Origin of the sequence: Brucella anthropi ATCC 49188 (genome assembly GCF_000017405.1) — a bacterium.
Lineage (GTDB): Bacteria > Pseudomonadota > Alphaproteobacteria > Rhizobiales > Rhizobiaceae > Brucella > Brucella anthropi.
The window spans coordinates 900,037-920,623 of sequence record NC_009667.1 but is presented as its reverse complement, the minus strand read 5'-3'; the positions used below and the strand labels follow the sequence as shown (position 1 = coordinate 920,623).

The window sequence follows — 20,587 nt, the reverse complement described above, 5'->3', positions numbered from 1 at the left end:
TGTCAGTAGAATGATACCCATTGCTGTAGTGAGAAAATATGCCACGCGATAAAGAAGGTTCGATCCGCAAAGTTTTCATGCTTCCTGCCGATCTCGTTGACCGCATTACGACCTTTCAGCGTGAAATGGGGTTGCCCTCAGAGGTCGAAGCCGTTCGCCGCCTCTTGGAAGATGCATTGAGGCATCGCGATGGGTGGTGGGAGATCACTGAGAGGTTTCGACAGAAGCTTGCTGAAGTTCGGACGCTTGCCGACGCTACACGCGAAGTACTCGTCGGCCACCCCTCTATATCTTCAATCTTGCTCGATCGACGGAAACTCACATTTTCGATGATGACGGGTGAAACAATAGAGGCGCATCCAAACGGAAAGATCGAAGTGCGTGACCCGAGTGGCAAAACGCTCGTTGAAGCAATGTCCTTCAAGTTTGATAACGAAGGACATATCCAAAATTTGGAGATGCCGTTTTAGCCATGTCGATCCGCAAGCGAGAATGGACCACGCCAAAGGGCGAACTGAAAACAGCATGGGTTGTCGATTACAAGGACACCCGGGGTAAGCGCCGTCTAAAAACATTCGCCCGGAAGAAGGAAGCTGACGCCTTTGCCGCCACTGCCGCGGTTGAAGTGCGCGAAGGCGTGCACGTAGCAGACAGCGCCAGCGCGACCGTCAAACAAGCCGGCGAACTCTGGATCAAGCGTGGCGAGCAGAACGGGCTTGAGCGCGGTACGATTGTCCAGTACCGGCAGCATCTAGATTTGCATATCACGCCGTTTCTCGGCGACACGCTGCTCTCCCGGTTGAACGTTCCGACCGTCCGGGCTTTCGAGGACAAATTGATCGACGAAGGCCGATCCGTTTCCATGGTGCGCAAGGTACTCGTGAGCCTTGGTTCACTCCTATCCGACGCACAGGAGCGCGGGCTTGTGATACGGAATGCAGTACGTGAGAAAAGCCGCGTTCGTCAAAAAGGCAAGGAAAGACGACTGGAAAGACGCCAGAAGGGGAAACTCAAGCTTGGGGTAGACATTCCGCTCCCGGCGGAGATCAAGGCCATTGTAGGCGCTCTGCAAGGCAAATGGCGGCCTGTCATCCTGACCGCGATCCTCACCGGCCTGCGGGCGTCCGAACTGCGCGGCCTGCGGTGGGCTGATATCGACTTCGACAAGCGCGAAATCCGCGTCCACCAGCGCGCCGATAGGTTCAACGCGATCGGCAGGCCGAAGTCGGAAGCCGGGGAACGTTCCGTGCCAATACCGCCCTTGGTCGCGAATACGCTCAAGGAATGGCGTCTGTCCTGCCCGCGTCCGAAACTCAAGGACGAGGCCGGGAACGGCATACGCGAGGAAATACGGCCCGAACAGCTTGCATTCCCGAACGGTCAGGGCAAGGTCGAGAGCTTGTCGAACATCATGCACCGCGGGTTCCTGCCTGTGCAAGTCGAAGCTGGTATATCGGTCGCTACCGGCGAGAAGGACAAAGACGGCAAGCCGATCATGGCAGCAAAGTATACCGGCTTTCACTCCCTGCGCCATTTCTACGCCTCTTGGTGCATCAATCGCCGTGAGGATGGCGGCTTAGGATTGCCGCCAAAGATGGTTCAGGAACGCCTCGGCCATTCGTCCATTATGCTGACGATGGACACTTACGGTCACTTATTCCCACGCAACGATGATGCCGTCGAACTCGCATCAGCAGAAGCCGCGCTTCTGAGCTAAACGCAACACAGATGCGACATGAAAAATCAACTTACTGAATTTGTTGATGTTAAATCATATTCCTAATCTGTAGGTCACAGGTTCGATTCCTGTCGGGATCACCATTCAATTTCCTTAGTTCGTTGAAAAGCTTTAGTGCTAGAGATCAGATACAAGTCCCTGATTTTGGTGTCTTCCGGCTTACCCCAATCCGTCGCGTTTCCTACGGTCTCTGGTCTCGCTACAGCGTATTCTACATCGTCGTCAGGCCAGCCTGCTTAATCCACAACTCTCGATAAAGCTCACAGGATTGAATAAGATCTTCGTGTGGTCCCATTGCCACGACAGCACCATTGTCTAGAACGATGATTTTATCAAAGTCTCTGACGGTAGAAAGGCGATGCGCAACTGCGATAACAGTTGTATCTGCGTCAAGCGACGCAATTGCATTCTTAATCAAGCTTTCACTATTGGTATCGAGAGCGGAGGTGGCTTCGTCAAGAATAAGAACGGGCCGATTTTGTAGGAAGGCGCGTGCGAGTAAAATGCGTTGTTGTTGACCACCCGAAAGTCTCGCTCCCCTCTCTCCAACGACTACGTCAAAGCCCTTCCCGTCCGGGGCTAGCTCTTCAATAAACGAAGATGCATCTGCTAACTCGGCTGCACGCTTTATCGCTGCATTGTTGGAGATTTCCGCGCCAAACGCGATGTTTTCTTTTATCGACCGATGAAACAGCGCGTCGCTTTGCGCAACGACTGAAAAGACGCCTCGTAGCTCGGAAATCTTCACAGAGCGAATATCCTGCCCATCAAGCGCAATCTGTCCTGCATCAACATCGTATAGTCTCAGCACTAGATCGATAAGCGTAGATTTACCTGCTCCAGAGGGCCCAACGATACCAACCTTCTGCCCAGCCTCTATCTCAAACGAGATATTCCTCAAAGTTTGTTTTATTCCATAAGAGAAACTGACGTTATGCAATGAAATGTGTGGTGGATTGGACACCCGTAGGCGCTCACTGCCGTCTTTAACGATTGGTTTTGCCGTAACAGTCGAACGCGCATCTCTGATAGTGCCAAATGTCTGAGTTAGTCCTTCCCACACCCCTACAAACCAACCAGCATCCGCAGCCATGCCCCCGGCTAAGGTAATTCCTGCAACAAACTCACCAGGCGATATCAATCCCTGTGCTAATCCGTATAAGCCCAATGCGAGAATACTGGAAACCAGACCTGTGTTCAGCACACGAATGAACAGCCCGGCAATCGTTGTTAAACGGTTAATATCGAGGTTTGTTTTGTGTTGCTTATCAATTCTTGAAAGAACAAAACTGTTCTCTGTATCATAAGCAAATAAGGTCTTTATCGCACGAATATTTGAAAAATATTCTGTAATAGCGCCGTTTACGATGCTGGACGTCTCGGAAATTTTTTCAGCTTGAGCATTGAACTTTGGCACAAGATAGATCGCTAACAATCCATTTAGTAAAATCCAAATCAACACTGGAACGACAAATAGAGGAGCAAGATAGGAAATAAGAACGGCAGAACCTGCGAAACGCACAAAGCCGAGTGGGAAACGACCAGCTAGAATTTCTATACCCGATTGCACTGCATTCGAGAGTTGCCCTATACGCCCGGAAATCTGGCCGGCGTGGTGCGAATGGAAATATTCCATACCATGTTGAGAAGCAGCCTTGTGCGACTGCCAAAGGGCAGATGATTTTGTCTGTGATCGAAGCGCCTGCATTCGAAGCATGTAATTGACGAGCCAGAGTGCAGGATCAGCTACCGCATAAGCGACAATCAACGAGCCAAAAAAGGTGATCGTTGCAGAAGTTAAATTGAGCTCGGGCGAATGCGCGACCATATCAACGATATACGCCACAGCCCACATTCTAAGCAGGTCAATCGCCGTAAGGGCAGCACCAGACAGCGCAGATGCCACAATCAGCCACCGAAACGGTTTTATGAGAACAAAGAAAAGTGCGAGCGCAGTACGCGACTGATGCGCCCGCAGACCGTGATGGTGAAAATCAACTAACTGTTCAAAATACTTAAAAACTCTTTGAAGCAAAATCAGTCCTCAACTATCTGACCAACAACTTTACCAGCAATGGAAGCGCTTCGCAGATATGTTCGGGTAACGGGATATTCTTCCATAGGGTTTTCAAAAATATCGCGAGCATGAAACCCGTTCGCATTATTGAGAAGGATAAGCCTCCGGCTTTCCTGCGGAATTGAATAACGGATCGGATTGGTCGAAATAGCTGTCTTGATTTCAGCGGTGACGTCTTCTGCTTGATCGACGCTAGTACCAGCCCGACCTTCAAAAGTACCATTCATAAAAGTTGTAATTGAACCGTCTAGAGCGCGGGTAAAAATTGCCGCCCTTGCGCGCCTATCTACAACCTTAACATCAGATTGGCCGTTATCATAAACAGCGGGAGTGAGACTGAAACAGTATTCCTGCGACAATCCTACCTTTTCGATGATATGAGAAAAACTCGAAATTGTGCTCGTCGGAACCCAATAAAAGTTGCCTCTATCGTGGTAGTTGATAAACACATTAAAAATGGAAATGTGGTCTGGAACTGACAGTTTGCCATCGACAATCGACCCATCAGAATGAAAATCCAGAACATCAGTAGGAGAGAGGCCGCGTATACCTACGCGATCTAGCTTCTTACTATTATCTTTTGACGCAGTAAAAATTGAAAACGGCGTTTTGTTCTCACGATCGGGTAAGCTCGGCATAATTGCTTGTGTAAGTGAGACTGCAATCAAGGAACCTACGATTGCATCAACGGTGGCATCTTCAGACACTTGCGGTACGTCAATAGCAACGATCCCGACCAATGGATGATCAAGCTGATGCCGGATTTCGGGAATTAGATCGGCAAACAAGAGGGAAGCTTGTTCGGTCAACCTGCCCATTACCAATTTGTCTCGCGTATGGGCTAGCGAGAGGGGAGCGTCATCGATCCGTAAATTTTTGCAGGCAAAATCGCGGGCATACTCGACACTTATCGAAAAAATTGGGGCCTGAGATTGAACGGCATTCATCAACATATCCTCTCCCATTAAAAACGAAAGGGGCGATAATAATCGCCCCTGTAAATAAATTTTTATACAGGCTTGTTGCCCGAACCATTTTTATCATTATACCCTAGAGTGGAGTGGCTATCCGTGCACTCTGGTCGCGTTAGCGTGATAGAAAGCCCCTTCGTCAGAGCTTCTATTGATACTTTATCTTTAAGGTCAATGTGCATTGTATTACTCCCATATTGTTTACCTTCCAATGAAGGCCAGTAAACCGTAACCAACACAAAGGATATGAAAAGCGCAATTCATTGGCAGTATTAATTGAGTATTAAGTAATTTTTCGAGATAAAATGCTAGCATTTCTGCCCATCAATAAAGCAGATGGTAGATATGATTGAGGAACGTCCAGTTGGTGCGAAAATTACAGAATACTGGCAATCCGTTACCCTTCATAAGGCCAGTTGGCCTGTGAAAACAGGCCACCATCGACCCAGATCGTCTGACCCGAAACAAATCGTGCTGCATCGGATGCCAGAAACAGCACTGGACCGGAAATGTCCTCCGCTGTTCCCACCCTGCGCAGCGGCGTGATGCGTGCCCAGGTGCCGGCATAGTCGGGCTGTTCTTCTGCTGTGCGTTCATTGAGGATCGCGCCGGGGGCCACGCAATTCACCCGGATGCCGTGCGGCCCGAGCTCCACCGCCGAAGCCTTGGTGAACTGCTCTATGCCGCCCTTCGATGCCGTGTAGGAAACCAGTTTCGGAAAGGCGAGCTTGTTGCAGCCTGATCCGATATTGACGATGGCGCCGCCCTTGTCGGCCTCCACCATGCGCTTCGCGGCAGCCTGCGTATTGAGGAAGCAGCCTTTCAGATTGGTGCGGATGACATCGTCCCAACCATCCTCGGAAAGTTCCAGCAAGGGTGCCCAGGTCTGGATGCCTGCATTGTTTACCAGCACATCGGGCGCATCACCGAACCAGTCGCAGACCTCATCGAAGAAGGCTTCGACCTCGACACGTCTTCCAACATCGCAGCCAAGTCCCAGCGCCTGACCGCCCGCCTCTTCGATGGCTTCGACGAGCGATTGTGCAGCTTCGTCATCGTGCTTGTAGCTGAAGGCCACCGTGTAGCCCGCATCGGCAAAAGCACAAACGAGATGCCTTCCGATGCCGGTGCTTCCGCCCGTGACGACTGCAAATTCACCCATGCCAAATCCCTCCCGGAAGTATTCCCGGTCACGAATTTAATAGGTTTTCAGCGATGGTAAACCGGCAAAAAACAAAATAGCTTCCGTATAAATGCGAGGAGAGAAAATGAACCCTGACATCAAGGAAGCCAATGGCGCGTGCCACTGCGGGACCGTGCGTTTTCGCGTCAAACTATCCAATGGCCTGCACACAGCACGGCGCTGCACCTGCTCCTATTGCCGGATGCGCGGGGCCGTCGCCGTTTCCGCAGAACTCAATGGGGTTGAAATACTGGAAGGCGAAGATGCGCTCACGCTTTACACGTTCAATACCGGTGCGGCTAAGCACTATTTCTGCTCGAAATGCGGGATTTACACCTTCCACCAGCGCCGATCCAATCCGCAGCAATTCGGTGTGAATACCGCCTGTCTCGAAGGCGTCTCGCCTTTCGACTTCAAGGTCATTCCGGTCAATGACGGCGTGAACCACCCATCCGACAATCCGAACCGAAAGGGCTCGGATGTCGTGGGCTATTTGCGTTTTGAACCGGTCGTTGACGGGGACTAAATCCGCGCGCGCCGCTTGTGCTCGTTCTTCTCCCATGAAAACAGAACTGGCGGCAGCGGATCAAGGCCACGAATAATATCCGCACCCTTTTCGCCGATCATGATGGTCGGCGCATTGGTGTTGCAGGATGGAACGCGTGGCATGATCGAGCTGTCGCAAACCCGCAAGCCTTCGAGCCCCCGCACTTTCAGATCAAGATCGACAACGGCCATCGCATCCGTCCCCATCCTGCAGGTGCCGACCGGATGATGATCGGTCTTGGCATTGGCACAGGCATAATCGAACAGATCGTCGTCACTGACGACCTTCGGTCCCGGCAGACGCTCGGCCATGACATAGGGCTTCAACGCATCCTGTTGCATGATTTCGCGCGCGATCTTCAGACCTTCGAGCGACATCTTGCGATCATGCGGGTCACTCCAGTAATTGGGGTCGATCAGCGGTGCCGCAGCCGGGTCACTGGAAGCGAGCCGCACGGTTCCGCGCGAACGTGGATGCAGATAGGCGGAATTGAGTGTCACGCCTGCATTTTTAAGCCTCTCCACACCTGCCTCGATGCCCGAACCAAGCCCCAGATGAAACTGAATATCGGGCGAACGCGCATCCGGGTCCGCATACCAGAAACCGCCGGTTTCAAAGAGGCTCGACGCCACCGGACCGGAGCGCAGCAGAATATATTGCAGCCCCGCGCCCAGTGTTCGGTGCAGCTTTGCCACGCCATCATAGGTGTGATCGCCTGTGCATTCGGCAATGACAAAGAGATCAAGATGATCCTGCAAGTTTTCGCCCACACCCGGCAGATCATGTTTCACATTGACGCCGAGTTTTTTGAGATGATCGGCAGGGCCGATGCCCGATTGCAGCAGGAGTTTCGGCGAGCCTATCGCGCCGGACGAGACAATCACCTCGCGGTTGGCGCGCAAGACCTCACCGCTCATCAGCGTGACCCCGGTTACGCGGGTCTTTTCCAGCTCGATACTGCGTACCGGCGCATTCATGCGGATCGTCAGGTTCTTGCGATCTTTGATCGGCGCGAGATAGGCAAGCGATGCGGAGGAACGGCGGCGATTGCGCTGGGTGAGCTGATAAAAGCCGACGCCCGCCTGTTCGCGACCGTTGAAATCCGGATTATACGGAATGCCCAGTTCCTGCCCGGCACGGATATAGGCATCGCAGATTGGAAGCGGCGCGGATGGCATCGAAACGCCAAGCGGCCCGCCATAGGAATGAAAATCATCGTTGAATCGCTGGTTGTCTTCGGCGCGTTTGAAATAGGGCAGCACATGGCGATAATCCCAGCCGGTGCAACCGTCTTCGCCAGCCCAGAGATCATAATCGGCCGCATTGCCGCGCGTATAAATCTGCGCATTGATGCTGGAGCCTCCGCCGATGACTTTCGCCTGCGTGTATCGAAGCACACGGTTTTTCAGGTGCTTCTGTGGGACGGTTTCCCAGCCCCAACTCGCCACGCCCTTGGTCATCTTGGCAAAGCCGGCAGGCATGTGAAACAGCGGATTCCAGTCGCTTCCACCGGCCTCCAGCAACAGCACTTTTACCGATGCATCTTCGCTCAGACGATTGGCGAGAACACAACCGGCAGGCCCGCCACCCACGATGATATAATCGTATTCCATCACGCTGTTCCTAAAGCTTTGCAATCGACAGGCCACCGTCAGCATTGATCGCCGAGCCCGTCGCAAAAATGAAATCGCCACCGGCAAGCCCGGCCACAATCGCGCCGACATCACCCGCCTCGCCCCAGCGTTTCATCGGCACCAGACCGGCTTCGATCAGCCCGTCATAACGCTCGGCAACTTTGGCTGTCATATCGGTGCGGATGATGCCGGGGCGCACCTCGAACACGCCGATCCGCGCTTCGGCCAGCCGCAGCGCAAGCCCCTGCACGAAGGCAGTCAATCCGGCTTTGCTGATGCAGTAATCAAGCCGCTCCGGCGAAGTCATCACGGAGGAAACCGAACTGATCGTCACGATGCTGCGTGGGAAACGCACTTCGGTTGCGGCCAGCATGACCTTCACCACGGCCTGGGTGAAAAACACCGTGCCGCGCAGATTCACATCCATGATCGTGTCGAAGTTTTCGGGCTTCAGCCCGAGGAAATCGCCGCGCTCAACCGAGCCCATGCCCGCATTGTTGACCAGACAATCGATGCCGCCAAATTCCTTCAGCACCGCGGAGACGGTTGCCTCATGCATTCCAACGGCAGCCAGATCGCTTTCAAAGAAAGCCACTCTTCCACCAAGATCGCGCAATTCATCGATGACGGCCTCATCACGCTCACGGTCGGTAATCGCCAGATCGAACCCCTTGGCAGCGAGCGTGCGGGCAATGCCAAGCCCGATCCCGCGCCGCCCGCCGGTTACCACTGCAACAGGTCTTTGACGGTTCATGCCAGCACCTCCCGGTTAAGACTGTCGGCCACGCGCAAAGCCTGCGCGGCGATGGTCAGCGCCGGATTGACCGCCGCCGATGTCGGCAGGAACGACGCATCGACCACATAGAGATTTGGATGGTCATAAGCGCGGCAATAAGGATCAAGCGGCGCGGTCGCCGGGTCGTTACCGATGCGCACCGTGCCGCATTGATGCGATGGCGTGCGCCGGTCGAAAGCCCGCGACAGCACCACCGGAAAACCTGCCTGCCTGAGCGCGGATTTGAGCTTATCGACCAGCATCAGATGCGCCTTCCAGTTGGAACGCACCCAATGCAGAATGATGCGGTCGCCATCAACTGTCACGCGGCTTTCAGGCGATGGCAGGTCTTCGCTCATCGCGTAAAAATCGATCGTATGACGCGCAACGCGAGTCAGCAGCCATTCCGGCACGCGGGGCATATTGGCTTTCAGGATTTCACCCGACACACGGCCAAGCAGTTGCACATTGCCGAGCGGCGGTCCGCCTGCTCCATCCGACAGATAGTAATCATTGAAACCGAAGGTCTTCTGGTGGATGGAATCGTTGCGATAGCGCGGGTCGAAAGCGATCACCGCGCTGGAATTGTGGTTCATGAAATTGCGGCCCACCTGATCGGAACGATTGGCAAGGCCTGAGCGCAGCAGAAGCGCAGCCGACTGCACCGCACCGGCTGAGAGAATAACGAGCTTTGGGCGCAGAATCAGCGTCTCGCCACTCTTCACATAATGAACCGCTGTGATGGTTTTGCCATCCGGTCCGGTTTCCAGCTTCGTTACCCGCGCCGAGGCTTCCAGCCGGACATTCGGATGTTTGAGCGCAAGTGCTAACGGACAGGATTCCGCATCCATCTTGCCGTCATCGCTATTGGGAAATGCATCCCATGGTGTCTTTGCCTTGGCCAACCAGCGATCAATATCAACCCCAAGCGGCAGGGAAGCCGGGTGAAGCCCCGCTTTCTTCAACCGCGCACGCACATCGGCCATTGGTCGTTCGTCACGGATCGCCGGATAGGGATAGGACTTTGAATGTTCCGGTTCGGTCGGATCATCGCCCAGTTCGCCCCGCACCTGAAACAGCTGTTCGGCACGGCTATACCACGGCTCAAGCTCGTCATAGGCAAATGGCCATGCCGGAGATACGCCTTCCAGATGCGCCATCTCGGCAAAATCCTCGCGGCGATAGCGGATCAGCACCGCGCCAAAGAACTTGGAATTGCCACCGACATTGTAATAATTGCCGGGATTAAACGGCGTACCGTTGGTCTCATACCAGAACTCTTTCGGGCGAAAAAATCCACGCTGGAAAATGGCACGCGGGTCGCGGTTTTCCGGCCTGTCCGGCAAGCGCTCTCCTGCCTCAAGAATAAGAATGTCCGCACCTGATGCGGCAAGACCAGCGGCTATGCTCGCGCCGCCGATACCCGATCCGATGATGACGATATCCGGCTGTCCTCCCAAAGCCGTCACTCCTTACTTGCCTTGTGGCATCCACCAGCCGGTGCGCGCACCGATATGCATGTTGAGCGTCTTGGTTTCGGTATAGTCCTCCACCGCATGACGGCCCAGCTCGCGGCCCAGACCCGACTGACGATAACCGCCGAAAGGCAGTTCCGGCGTGCCATCCATGAAGGTGTTCATCCAGACAGTACCTGCCCGCACCTTGCGTCCGATGGTCATGCAGGTATCGAAATCGCGGCTCCACACGCCAGCCGACAAGCCATAATCAACCGCATTGGCAATCGAAATTGCCTCATCCACCGTATTAAAAGACAGCACCGACAGAACCGGCCCGAACACTTCTTCACGCGCCACGGCCATATCGGCCTTCACGCCCGCAATGATGGTCGGCCCCATATATTGGCCAAGGCCGAGATCCAGCACATCGCCACCGTGGGCAATTGCAGCACCCGCCTTTTTGGCCTGATCGACATAGGTGCCAACCTTTGTCAAATGCTGCGGCGTGATGATCGCGCCAACCTGCGTACTGACATCGAGCGGATCACCAACGATGACTTTCTTCGACAGATCAGCCACGCGCCCGACAATCTCATCGACAATCGAGCGATGCACAATGAGCCGCGAACCGGCATTGCAGCACTCGCCTGCATTGAACCATGCGCCAAAAACGGCAGCATCGATAAAGGCATCCATATCGGCATCAGGAAACAGGATTTGCGGGTTCTTGCCGCCAAGCTCCAGCGATACTTTTTTCAGCGTTTGTGCCGCGTTGGCCATGGTCAGCTTGCCCACGCCGGTTGAACCGGTGAACGAAACCATATCAACATCCGGATGCGTGCTCATATGCTGACCGACATCAGCGCCCGTTCCGGTGATGATGTTGACAACACCGTCCGGGACGCCTGCTTCGGCCAGAATTTCGCCGAGTAACAATGTCGATCCGGATGTGAGTTCCGAAGGTTTTACGACTGCCGTGCAGCCCGCTGCCAAAGCAAATGGCAGCTTCTGACCCACGATCAGGAACGGGAAATTCCACGGCGTGATGATGGAAACGACACCAATTGCCTCGCGCAGCACGACACCAAGGGTGCCATCACCCAGCGTATTATAGCTTTCACCATGCAGATCACGTGCGAGCGCTGCCGCATAGCGCCAGATATCGACCGACCCTGCTATCTCGCCACGCACCTGAGAAATTGGTTTGCCGGCTTCAATCGCATCGAGATAGGCCAGCTCTTCCGCCCGCGCTTCAATCAGATCGGCGGCTTTCAGCAAAATCAGCGAACGCTGCGATGCGGTTTTAGACGACCAGCGCCCATCGTCAAAAGCCTTGCGCGCAGCCGCAACAGCGCGTTCCACATCGGCCTTGTTGCCGGCCGGATAGCGGCTCACCGTCACTCCATGGCCGGGCGCCACACGTTCAATCGTTTGGCCACTTTCACTGCCCACCCATTTTCCATCGATCAGCATGGAGAATTCGCGGACTTCCAGCCCGGTCAACGGCTGCGGTTTTACGACTACGCTCATCACCATTTTCCTTCAAAATTTGCTTCGCGCTTTTCGGTAAACGAGCGCACGCCTTCTTTCAGATCATCGGTCTTGGCGACAAGGATGGACCCCAGCGTCTCGACTGCCGTGCCACTATCCTCGCCATTGGCGACCGACAGCATCAGTTTGGAAATTTCCAGCGCAGCCGGTCCGCGCTTGGCCACCCGCGCCGCATAGTCCTGCGCCGCCTGCAAGGCTGCACCCGTCTCCACCACAGCATCCACCAGCCCATGCGACAGCGCTTCGTCCGCTGTGAACATTTCACCGCCCAGCACCATGCGGCGCACGATCTGCGCACCAAAACGGCGCACAAGACGCTGTGTGCCCGACCAGCCGGGGATCATGCCGAGCGAGGTTTCCGGCAGGCCGATTTTTGCCTGTCGTTCGACAATGCGAATATCGGCGGCGCCTGCTAGTTCCAGCCCGCCGCCCAAAGCATGACCGTTCATCGCGGCGATCAAGGGTACACGCAAAGTCGCCAGACGTTCGAATACACGATGCCCATAGCGCACCCAGGCATGGCCGAATTCCTGCGGTTCCATGCCGCCCCATGCCTTGATGTCACCACCGGCGGAAAAGGCTTTGCCCTCACCGGTCAGGATCGCTACCCGCACGCTGCTGTCCGCTTCCACCTGGTCACAGGCGGCAGACAATTCCTGCAAAAGCTCGATATCAAACGCATTGAGCTTTTCGGGCCGCTTGATCGTCATGACGGCGATGTGGTTCTCGATCGAGATTTCTATCCGTTGGGCCATTTAAGCCTCCAGCTTTCGAGCAGGCTTTTGCGGCAGCGTGAGGCCAATCGGCTCGTCGCGGAACAAGGCTTCATCCATGATTTTAAGCTGATCCGAAACGATCAGCGGAAACTCAGCCTGATCAAGAATATGCGTCTGCAAATCCACACCCGGCGCAATCTCGGTCAGCACAATGCCTTCTGGCGTGAGCTTCAGAACCGCACGTTCGGTGACATAGGTAATGTCCTGTCCCTGTTCGACACCGCGCGGACCGGAGAAGGTGACATGCTCAACCTCATTCACCAGCTTTTTGAGCTTGCCTTCCTTCTCGATCACCAGCTTACCGTCAGCGACCGACAATTTCGCCCCTGCATTGAACATGCCGGAGAAGACAATCTTTTTGGCTCGTGCAGTAATATCGACAAACCCACCTGCTCCCGCCGTCACATGCGGACGGAATGACAGCTTCGACACATTGACTGAGCCGTCGCGTCCGATCTCAAGGAAGGACAAGAGCGAGGCGTCGAAGCCAGCGCCCTGAAAATAGGTGAATTGATAGGGTGACGGCATATAGGCATCAGCATTCGATACACAGCCAAAGGCAAAATCGAGAAGCGGCACGCCGCCAACAGCACCCTGCTCGATCACCCATGTCACCGCGCCATGCAGGCCCTCTTCCAGCAGAATGCGCGGCACATTGGCGGAAATGCCGAAGCCAAGATTGACCGCACTTCCCGCTTGCAACTCCTGTGCGACACGCCGCGCAATCGCTTTCTGAATATTGAATTCGGCCAAGCGGAATGTATCAAGCGGACGGAAAATCTCGCCGGAAATTGCCGGATCATAAAGCGTCTGTGTGGTCTGCTTCTGATCGGGATCAACCACGATATAATCCACCAGCACGCCCGGCACGCGCACATCATGCGGTTTCAGCGTGCCTTCCTTGGCAATGCGTTTGACCTGCGCAATGACGATACCGCCATTGTTGCGCGCAGCCAGCGCCTGATCCAGCCCACCAAGATAAGCACCCTCATGCTCATAGGTGAGATTGCCGCGTTCATCGGCCGTGGTGGCGCGGATGATCGTCACATGCGGCACGATATTGGGGAAATAGAGCCAGTCTTCACCTTCAAAACTGACCTGTTTGACGACGGGCTCTTCGCGCGCCTTATCGTTCATTGCCGATCCCTGACGCTTGGGATCAACGAAGGTATCAAGCCCCACCTTGGTCAGCACGCCCGGACGCTTGGCAGCCGCCTCGCGATGCATGTCGAACAGAATGCCGGACGGGATATTATAGGCCGGAATCTCGTTATTGGTGATCATCTGCCAGATCAGCGGCGGCTCGGCACTCGACGGCCCTGACGGATAGGAACCGCCGATGATCTTTTTCAGAAGCCCTTTTTTGGCGATGTAATCGACACCCTTGATGCCACTCATATCGCCCGCAGCAATCGGGTGCAGTGTGGTGATATTTTGGGGATGACCGGTTTCATCAAACCGTTCACCAATCGCTTTCAGCATCATATCCGGGCAGCCAAGACCGCTCGATGAAGAGACCGAAACGACAGCGTTGTCGGGAATAAGGGCAGCTGCTTCCGCAAAGGAAATATGTTTGCTCATAATTCTCAAAGTCCTGAATGAACGGCGGTAGCCTTGCCGGTCTTTGCGGCCTCAAGCACAGCAAGCCCGGTCGCCAGCGACCAGATGCCGTCCTCCAATGTTGCCGATGGCTGGCCCTTGCCAGCGATGGCATTATGGAAAGCCTGCAAGGCAGTTTCGTAGAGATTTTTCTGATCGAGCGGCAATTCGTGTTCGCCATCCTTGTCACGCAGAATGACGGTCCCGACCGGCTTTTGCGTCATGACATTGCGTGCAATAAGCGAGCCTTCGCTGCCATGTACCTCGAAGCCGGTTTCCGCATATTTGGTGGTGAAAGCATCGTGGAACTGAGCGATGACGCCGGAGGAGAAGCGCAAAACGCCCATCACGCCATCTTCCAGTCCTTCGCCGCTGAGGCCCCCTTGCTGGCTGAAAGCCAAGGCCTCGACTGGGTTTTCACCCAGCACAAAGCGCAATGTATCGGCATCATGCACGGTAATATCGAGGATCACACCGCCGCCCGCGTCAGGGCGTTCAATGCGCCAGCCGTGCAAATGCGGCGGCAGATAAACCGCATGAAAAACCCGCGCGCCCAGCACCTTGCCGATCTTGCCCTTGGCAATTGCATCGTGCATGGCGCGATGGCTTGCAGCATTGCGCAAATGATGGTTGGTGCCAGCCACAACGCCCGCTTCACGCACGGCTTTCAGCATCTGATGCGCGTCGCCAATCGTCAGAGCCAGCGGCTTTTCACAGAGAATATGTTTGTGAGCTTTTGCGGCGGCAATCGCCTGATCGCGATGCAATTCATTGGTGGTGGAGATATAGACTGCGTCGATTTCCGGATCGGACAACAGCGCTTCAAGGCTTGTCACGGAACGGGCAATGCCGTTTTCGCGGGCATAGGTTTCGCCACGCTCAGCATTGGTGCTGTAAACGGAAACGACTTCGCCACCGGTGGCGCGAATGGCTCCGATCACCCATTCTTTTGCAATGGTGCTTGCGCCTATAAGGCCCCACTTTGCCATGCGAATTTCTCCTCATTTTTGAACGGCGCACCACAACTTGCACGCACCGCAAGACGCACCGACAAGCGCTGCGCCTCCGCCTCCACCCGTTCCGAATTGATCTGTTTCAGCAAGAGCTGCGCCGCACGTTCTCCCAAACCTTGCGGATCGACAGATACCGTCGTCAGCGCCGGAACAGCGGTCTTGGCTTCGATCACATCGTCAAAACCAACCACGCCAAAATCCCGGCCCGGCTCCAGATTTGCAGCGCGCAAACCATCGCAGACACCAAAAGCCACGGCATCGTTGAAGCACACCGCAGCGGTCGGTTTCATGCCATGCCGCAGCATCTGTTCCAGCGCTTCCACACCGCCCGCACGTGAAGGTGCTGCGGTAAAGACCAGCGCATCATCAAACAGGATATCCGCCTGCTCAAGTCCCGCACGATAGCCCGCAACTCTTTCAGCAAAAACAGCGGTATCCGCATAACCGCCCATGAAAGCGATAACGCTGTGCCCCAGAGACACCAAATGCTCGACCGCCTTTGCCACGCCGCCGCGATTGTCCGAAACGATGGAAGAAACGCCCGATCCCGGTACATCGCGCACCATCTGTACAACCGGCAGGCCGCTTTTTGCCAGTGGTTTCAGATCATTAGCCTCTGTTCCACGCGCTGGCGAAACGATCAGCCCGGCAATGCCATGTTCACGCATCGAGGCAATCACTTCGCGCTGACGATCAATGCTTTCCGCCGTGTTGGCGAGAAACTGCACATAACCCGCCGACTGCATGACACGATCAACACCAACTGCCAGCTCGGCAAAGAAGCTGTTGGTCAGGTCATTGACCACAAGGCCGATGATTTTCGATTTCGCCTGACGGAGATTGGCAGCCGAACGGTTATAAACATAACCGAGTTTCTCGATTACCTCCTGCACCTTGGCCCGGGTTTCGGCATGAACAAGCGGACTACCACGCAGCACCAGCGAGACAGTCGATTTCGACACGCCTGCCTCGCGCGCAATATCGATAACGGTGACGCTGTTCTTGCTCATACCCTGCTCCGATTTCGATTGCTGATTTAATTGGAACGTTCCAATACTGTCAAGAGCGGAGGCGGAAGCAGCTATTTTCCTTCGCTTCGCCACAATTGAAAGCCGGTTTCTGGACGCATTTTCTGCGAAAGCGTGTACTTTTTGCCTAAAATCACGCAAATCACATTTCTGCCTTAATTTTTGGCCGGATTGTCATTTGGAACGTTCTAAACTAACAATCAGATATTCAGGCGGAGGAACGATAAGGGTATGAGCAACCATCAAGTGACATTGCCGGATAGCAAGGGAAGCCTGCATTCCTACACGCTGACCGGGACACCAACCTCACGTCCAGCAAACCCGCCGCAGTTCAATCGCATTGCCTATGCAGCAGCGCATGTGGTTTCCGATCCGCTGAAAGATGCCCGTCCATGGAACGACCCGGCGATCGACTGGGACACGACAATGGCTTTCCGGCATCATCTGTGGAGCCTCGGTTTCAAGATCGCGGAAGCGATGGATACGTCACAGCGCGGCATGGGACTGAACTGGGCAGGTGCGCAGGAACTGATCCGCCGTTCGCTGGCAGACAGCAAGACCGTAGCGGGTGCTGATCTCGCGAGCGGTGCAGGCACTGACCACCTTGATCCCGCCGATGCAAAAAACCTCGATGATGTGATCAAGGCCTATGAGACACAGGCTGGGTTCATCGAAAAGCATGGCGGGCGTTTCATCCTGATGGCAAGCCGTGCCCTGGCGCGCATCGCCAGATCACCCGACGATTATGCCAAGGTCTATGGCCGAATTCTCGGTCAAGCCCGCGACAAGGTCGTGCTGCACTGGCTGGGCGATATGTTCGACCCGCAGCTTAAAGGCTATTGGGGTTCGGAAAATTTCGACGATGCGCTTGATACGGTAATCGACATCATTGGAGCCCATCGCGACAAGGTGGAAGGCATCAAAATCTCGCTGCTGGAGGAGCGCTACGAGATCGCACTGCGCGACCGCCTGCCGGAAGGCGTGCTCTGTTTCACGGGCGATGATTTCAACTATGCGCCGCTGATCGAAGGCGACGGAAACAAGCACAGTCATGCGCTACTCGGCATTTTCGATGCCGTTGCACCACAGGCATCCAGCGCGCTTTCAGCACTCGCCGCAGGCGACAATGCCCGCTTCCGCGCCATCATTGAGCCAACAGTGCCGCTATCACGGAAAATCTTTGAAGCACCGACACAATATTACAAGGCTGGCGTCGTGTTCCTGGCCTGGCTGAACGGTCACCAGAACCATTTCACCATGCCAGCCGGAATGCAGTCAGCGCGCGGCATCTTGCATTACGCCGACATATTCCGTCTCGCCGATCAGGCCAATGTGCTCGACCAGCCAGACCTCGCCATCAGCCGCATGAAACAGCTTCTGGCGATTTACGGCGTGGAATGAAAACAGGCGACGGTCTATTTCTGCGCATGTCTCCCGAAACCGGTTTCCACTTTCAGGAGACATGCCTGCACCGCCTGTCTTTAAGAGTACTCAGCGCCAGCCAAGTGCTGGCGCAACATGCTTGAGGATCGACTCAATTACATGCGCGTTGTAGTCGACACCAAGCTGGTTCGGCACCGTGAGAAGCAGCGTATCGGCTTCAGCAATCGCCTCATCCTTTTCGAGTTGCTTGATGAGCTTATCCGGTTCAGCCGCATAAGACCGACCAAAGACCGCCCGCAGATCTTCCTCGATATAGCCGATGGAATCCTGCTCGTTGCTTCCGCCACCAAAATAGGCCCGGTCGCGATCATCAACCAGCGCGAAGATGCTGCGGCTCACCGAAACACGCGGCGTGCGCGTATGTCCGGCTTCCTTCCAGGCTTCACGATAGGCGCGGATCTGCTTGGCCTGCTGAATATGCAACGGCTCGCCTGACTCGTCCTTCTTCAGGGTCGAGCTTTGCAAATTCATGCCAAGCTTTGCCGCCCAGATCGCTGTCGCATCCGAGGCGGCACCCCACCAGATGCGATCCCGAAGACCTTCCGAATGCGGCTCAATGCGCAGCAGACCGGGAGGATTCGGAAACATCGGGCGCGGATTTGGCTGGGCGAAGCCCTGCCCCTTCAGCGCTTCGAAGAACACCTCGCCATGCTGGCGCCCCATATCGGCATCGGTCTTGCCCTCTTCCGGCGCATAACCGAAATAACGCCAGCCATCGATCACCTGTTCCGGCGAGCCGCGGCTAATGCCGAGCTGCAGACGGCCTTTGGAGATCAGGTCCGCAGCACTTGCATCTTCAACCATATAGAACGGGTTTTCATACCGCATGTCGATGACGGCCGTGCCGATCTCGATCTTGCTCGTCTTGGCGCCAACTGCTGCAAGCAGCGGAAAAGGCGAGGCAAGCTGGCGCGCAAAATGATGCACACGGAAATAGGCGCCGTCCGCGCCCAGTTCCTCGGCGGCAACAGCAAGGTCAATCGATTGCAGAAGCGCATCGCTTGCGGAACGGGTTCCCGATTGCGGCGATGGCGACCAATGACCGAAGGAAAGAAAGCCGATTTTCTTCATGATGATGTTCCCTGATTGCGGGCAAAAGATAATTGTTATCGCCAAATATGGCGGCGCGCCGCCAGATTGAAAGGGTGCTGAACACAGTGTTCAGCATTTGAACCCCGTCAGAATTCGAGCCGCTTTTTGTTGCGGGCATATCGTGTTCAATCCGGACAGGTTGCCGGACAGGCTGCCTGACAGATTACCCCACACGTTGACAGTCTATCCGGACCCGATTAAGCCTCAAATCTGGCGGATAAACCTTCAATCTGAGGTTATTGGAGAAAAGGTGTTTGCCGATAAGCAACGCACCAAAACAGGGGAGATTTTCATGCGTTCTATGCTTCTGGCCTTGCTGGCCGCAACGGCCATTGCCACCTCGGCACAGGCAAAAGACGTAACCGTCGCCGTAACCGCCATCGTTGAACATCCGGCCCTCGACGCCGCGCGCGACGGCGTGAAGGATGCGCTGGCCGAAGCGGGCTACAAGGAAGGCGAAAATCTCAAATTCGTCTATCAATCCGCACAGGGCAACCCGGCAACTGCAGCGCAGATCGCCCGCCAGTTCGTCGGCGAAGGCCCGGATGTGATCGTTCCGATCTCCACGCCATCGGCACAGGCTGTCGTTTCGGCAACCCGCGATATTCCGGTCGTGTTCACCGCTGTTTCCGATCCGCTCGGCGCGCAGCTCGTCAAGGACATGACAAAGCCGGGCGGCAACGTGACCGGTCTTTCCGACATGTCGCCGGTGGCAGAGCATATCAAGCTCATCAAGGAAGTGATGCCGAACATCAAGAAGCTCGGTTATCTCTACAATTCCGGTGAAACCAATTCCGTGTCGCTTCTGGCCGCACTGAAGGAAGCAGCTTCCGCCGAAGGCATCGAAATCGTTGAATCGGCTGCCACCAAGTCGGCTGAAGTTCAGGGTGCAGCGCGCGCCCTCGTCGGCCGTGCGGACGCCATGTATGTTCCGACCGACAACACCATCGTTTCGGCTCTGGAAAGCGCCGTCGGCGTTGCTGAAGAAAGCAAGCTGCCGCTCTTCACTGCAGACACGGATTCGGTCAAGCGCGGTGCACTCGCTGCCCTCGGCTTCAACTATTACGATGTCGGCAAGCAGACCGGTGCCGTCGTGGTGAAGATTCTCAAGGGTGAAAAGCCAGGCGATATCGCTGTCGATATCGCCAAGGGAACCGATCTCGTCATCAATCTCGGCGCTGCCAAGAAGATGGGCGTCGAATTCCCGCAGGCTGTTATCGACCGCGCGACCAGCAAGATCGACTGATAAAACTCGAAACCAAGATAAAGAAAGGCGAAGCCTCAAAAGGCTTCGCCTTTTTGCTAGTGGATTGAATTTGACGTTTGATACCCGTCCGATACAAATCTCGTCTCAAACGTCAAATTCGAAAAATCCACTAGATTCATAAAGTTATTAGTGGTCTTTTTGCTTCCGACATTTGCCCAGCGCTCATATCCAAGGGATGCAAATGTCGGAATCAGACCACTAGAGCGCATCCCGAAAAGTGGGAACCGGTTTTCGGATAAGATGCACGTTAAAAATAGATGGAACATCTCCAACGGCAGAAATCAGGCGGGAATGCCCTATGTTGCAATTGCCCCACAAAGTGGCGCATTTCGGGGCTCGCCCGGCGATATTGCTTGCACACTGGAACTTGTGGGTTGTATCCCGCCTGAGATATAAAGCCGCAAAAATGCGGTTTCGCATAAACAACCGGGGAATG

17 protein-coding genes are annotated in these 20,587 nt (G+C 55.0%); 5 read left to right on the top strand and 12 right to left on the bottom strand.

All coding sequences use genetic code 11. From position 1 onward, the window contains the following. Window positions 1-38: 38 nt before the first annotated feature. Both OANT_RS04555 and OANT_RS04550 read left to right on the top strand, forming a co-directional pair. Window positions 39-470: a hypothetical protein gene (locus OANT_RS04555; protein ID WP_012091095.1), complete on the top strand. Its 432-nt coding sequence runs from the start codon at window positions 39-41 to the stop codon at window positions 468-470. A gap of 2 nt (window positions 471-472) precedes the next feature. Beyond that, window positions 473-1,717: a tyrosine-type recombinase/integrase gene (locus OANT_RS04550; protein WP_012091094.1), complete on the top strand. Its 1,245-nt coding sequence runs from the start codon at window positions 473-475 to the stop codon at window positions 1,715-1,717. A 232-nt stretch (window positions 1,718-1,949) separates the two neighbouring features. Here OANT_RS04550 and OANT_RS04545 read toward each other — a convergent pair whose 3' ends face one another. The 3 genes from OANT_RS04545 to OANT_RS04535 all read right to left on the bottom strand — a co-directional run bounded on the left by OANT_RS04545 (window position 1,950) and on the right by OANT_RS04535 (window position 5,948). Continuing rightward, entirely contained in the window at window positions 1,950-3,773 is a 1,824-nt protein-coding gene (locus OANT_RS04545; protein ID WP_012091093.1) for an ABC transporter ATP-binding protein, read from the bottom strand. Window positions 3,774-3,775: 2 nt separating this feature from the next. Then, complete coding sequence (locus OANT_RS04540) at window positions 3,776-4,768, bottom strand: hypothetical protein (RefSeq protein WP_040129068.1); 993 nt, start codon at window positions 4,766-4,768, stop codon at window positions 3,776-3,778. A gap of 415 nt (window positions 4,769-5,183) precedes the next feature. Beyond that, the gene (locus OANT_RS04535; RefSeq protein WP_012091091.1) at window positions 5,184-5,948 is read right to left on the bottom strand and encodes an SDR family NAD(P)-dependent oxidoreductase; all 765 of its coding nucleotides are present in this window, start codon (window positions 5,946-5,948) and stop codon (window positions 5,184-5,186) included. Window positions 5,949-6,054: 106 nt separating this feature from the next. Here OANT_RS04535 and OANT_RS04530 point away from each other — a divergent pair, with 106 nt between their 5' ends. Beyond that, the gene (locus tag OANT_RS04530; RefSeq protein WP_012091090.1) at window positions 6,055-6,495 is read left to right on the top strand and encodes a GFA family protein; all 441 of its coding nucleotides are present in this window, start codon (window positions 6,055-6,057) and stop codon (window positions 6,493-6,495) included. On the opposite strand, the gene OANT_RS04525 is transcribed toward OANT_RS04530, so the two are convergent. The 8 genes from OANT_RS04525 to OANT_RS04490 are packed head-to-tail and all read right to left on the bottom strand — an operon-like array spanning window position 6,492 to window position 16,331. Continuing rightward, window positions 6,492-8,129 (bottom strand): GMC family oxidoreductase, encoded by a 1,638-nt coding sequence (locus OANT_RS04525; protein ID WP_012091089.1) that lies wholly within the window; start codon window positions 8,127-8,129, stop codon window positions 6,492-6,494. The two genes, OANT_RS04530 and OANT_RS04525, sit on opposite strands and share 4 nt — an antisense overlap. A 10-nt stretch (window positions 8,130-8,139) precedes the next feature. Continuing rightward, complete coding sequence (locus OANT_RS04520) at window positions 8,140-8,904, bottom strand: 3-ketoacyl-ACP reductase (protein ID WP_012091088.1); 765 nt, start codon at window positions 8,902-8,904, stop codon at window positions 8,140-8,142. Further along, a complete protein-coding gene (locus OANT_RS04515; RefSeq protein ID WP_012091087.1) occupies window positions 8,901-10,385 on the bottom strand; it encodes a GMC oxidoreductase in 1,485 nt (494 codons plus the stop codon). Before OANT_RS04515 ends, OANT_RS04520 begins: the two co-directional genes overlap by 4 nt. A gap of 12 nt (window positions 10,386-10,397) precedes the next feature. Then, entirely contained in the window at window positions 10,398-11,918 is a 1,521-nt protein-coding gene (locus OANT_RS04510) for an aldehyde dehydrogenase family protein (RefSeq protein WP_040129067.1), read from the bottom strand. Beyond that, window positions 11,912-12,688, bottom strand: a complete 777-nt coding sequence (locus OANT_RS04505; protein WP_012091085.1) for an enoyl-CoA hydratase/isomerase family protein — start codon at window positions 12,686-12,688, stop codon at window positions 11,912-11,914. Before OANT_RS04505 ends, OANT_RS04510 begins: the two co-directional genes overlap by 7 nt. Then, window positions 12,689-14,290 (bottom strand): acyl CoA:acetate/3-ketoacid CoA transferase, encoded by a 1,602-nt coding sequence (locus OANT_RS04500; protein ID WP_012091084.1) that lies wholly within the window; start codon window positions 14,288-14,290, stop codon window positions 12,689-12,691. A gap of 5 nt (window positions 14,291-14,295) precedes the next feature. Continuing rightward, the gene (locus OANT_RS04495; RefSeq protein ID WP_012091083.1) at window positions 14,296-15,297 is read right to left on the bottom strand and encodes a Gfo/Idh/MocA family protein; all 1,002 of its coding nucleotides are present in this window, start codon (window positions 15,295-15,297) and stop codon (window positions 14,296-14,298) included. After that, window positions 15,276-16,331, bottom strand: coding sequence for a LacI family DNA-binding transcriptional regulator (locus OANT_RS04490; protein WP_012091082.1), 1,056 nt, complete (start codon window positions 16,329-16,331; stop codon window positions 15,276-15,278). Before OANT_RS04490 ends, OANT_RS04495 begins: the two co-directional genes overlap by 22 nt. Window positions 16,332-16,580: 249 nt before the next feature. Here OANT_RS04490 and OANT_RS04485 point away from each other — a divergent pair, with 249 nt between their 5' ends. Then, a complete protein-coding gene (locus OANT_RS04485; RefSeq protein WP_012091081.1) occupies window positions 16,581-17,750 on the top strand; it encodes a dihydrodipicolinate synthase family protein in 1,170 nt (389 codons plus the stop codon). 90 nt (window positions 17,751-17,840) lie between these two features. Here OANT_RS04485 and OANT_RS04480 read toward each other — a convergent pair whose 3' ends face one another. Then, window positions 17,841-18,863 carry an LLM class flavin-dependent oxidoreductase gene (locus tag OANT_RS04480; RefSeq protein WP_012091080.1) on the bottom strand — a complete coding sequence of 341 codons (1,023 nt, stop codon included), beginning with the start codon at window positions 18,861-18,863 and terminating at the stop codon, window positions 17,841-17,843. A gap of 313 nt (window positions 18,864-19,176) precedes the next feature. On the opposite strand from OANT_RS04480, the gene OANT_RS04475 reads away from it, so the two are divergent. Beyond that, a complete protein-coding gene (locus tag OANT_RS04475) occupies window positions 19,177-20,130 on the top strand; it encodes an ABC transporter substrate-binding protein (protein ID WP_010657637.1) in 954 nt (317 codons plus the stop codon). The last annotated feature ends 457 nt before the right edge of the window (window positions 20,131-20,587 follow it).

Bases quoted from the DNA above. Each gene is read 5' to 3' on its own strand.
- OANT_RS04555 (WP_012091095.1), top strand. From the start codon at position 39: ATGCCACGCGATAAAGAAGGTTCGATCCGCAAAGTTTTCATGCTTCCT.
- OANT_RS04550 (WP_012091094.1), top strand. From the start codon at position 473: ATGTCGATCCGCAAGCGAGAATGGACCACGCCAAAGGGCGAACTGAAA.
- OANT_RS04540 (WP_040129068.1), bottom strand. From the start codon at position 4,768: ATGTTGATGAATGCCGTTCAATCTCAGGCCCCAATTTTTTCGATAAGT.
- OANT_RS04535 (WP_012091091.1), bottom strand. From the start codon at position 5,948: ATGGGTGAATTTGCAGTCGTCACGGGCGGAAGCACCGGCATCGGAAGG.
- OANT_RS04530 (WP_012091090.1), top strand. From the start codon at position 6,055: ATGAACCCTGACATCAAGGAAGCCAATGGCGCGTGCCACTGCGGGACC.
- OANT_RS04525 (WP_012091089.1), bottom strand. From the start codon at position 8,129: ATGGAATACGATTATATCATCGTGGGTGGCGGGCCTGCCGGTTGTGTT.
- OANT_RS04520 (WP_012091088.1), bottom strand. From the start codon at position 8,904: ATGAACCGTCAAAGACCTGTTGCAGTGGTAACCGGCGGGCGGCGCGGG.
- OANT_RS04510 (WP_040129067.1), bottom strand. From the start codon at position 11,918: ATGGTGATGAGCGTAGTCGTAAAACCGCAGCCGTTGACCGGGCTGGAA.
- OANT_RS04505 (WP_012091085.1), bottom strand. From the start codon at position 12,688: ATGGCCCAACGGATAGAAATCTCGATCGAGAACCACATCGCCGTCATG.
- OANT_RS04500 (WP_012091084.1), bottom strand. From the start codon at position 14,290: ATGAGCAAACATATTTCCTTTGCGGAAGCAGCTGCCCTTATTCCCGAC.
- OANT_RS04495 (WP_012091083.1), bottom strand. From the start codon at position 15,297: ATGGCAAAGTGGGGCCTTATAGGCGCAAGCACCATTGCAAAAGAATGG.
- OANT_RS04490 (WP_012091082.1), bottom strand. From the start codon at position 16,331: ATGAGCAAGAACAGCGTCACCGTTATCGATATTGCGCGCGAGGCAGGC.
- OANT_RS04485 (WP_012091081.1), top strand. From the start codon at position 16,581: ATGAGCAACCATCAAGTGACATTGCCGGATAGCAAGGGAAGCCTGCAT.
- OANT_RS04480 (WP_012091080.1), bottom strand. From the start codon at position 18,863: ATGAAGAAAATCGGCTTTCTTTCCTTCGGTCATTGGTCGCCATCGCCG.
- OANT_RS04475 (WP_010657637.1), top strand. From the start codon at position 19,177: ATGCGTTCTATGCTTCTGGCCTTGCTGGCCGCAACGGCCATTGCCACC.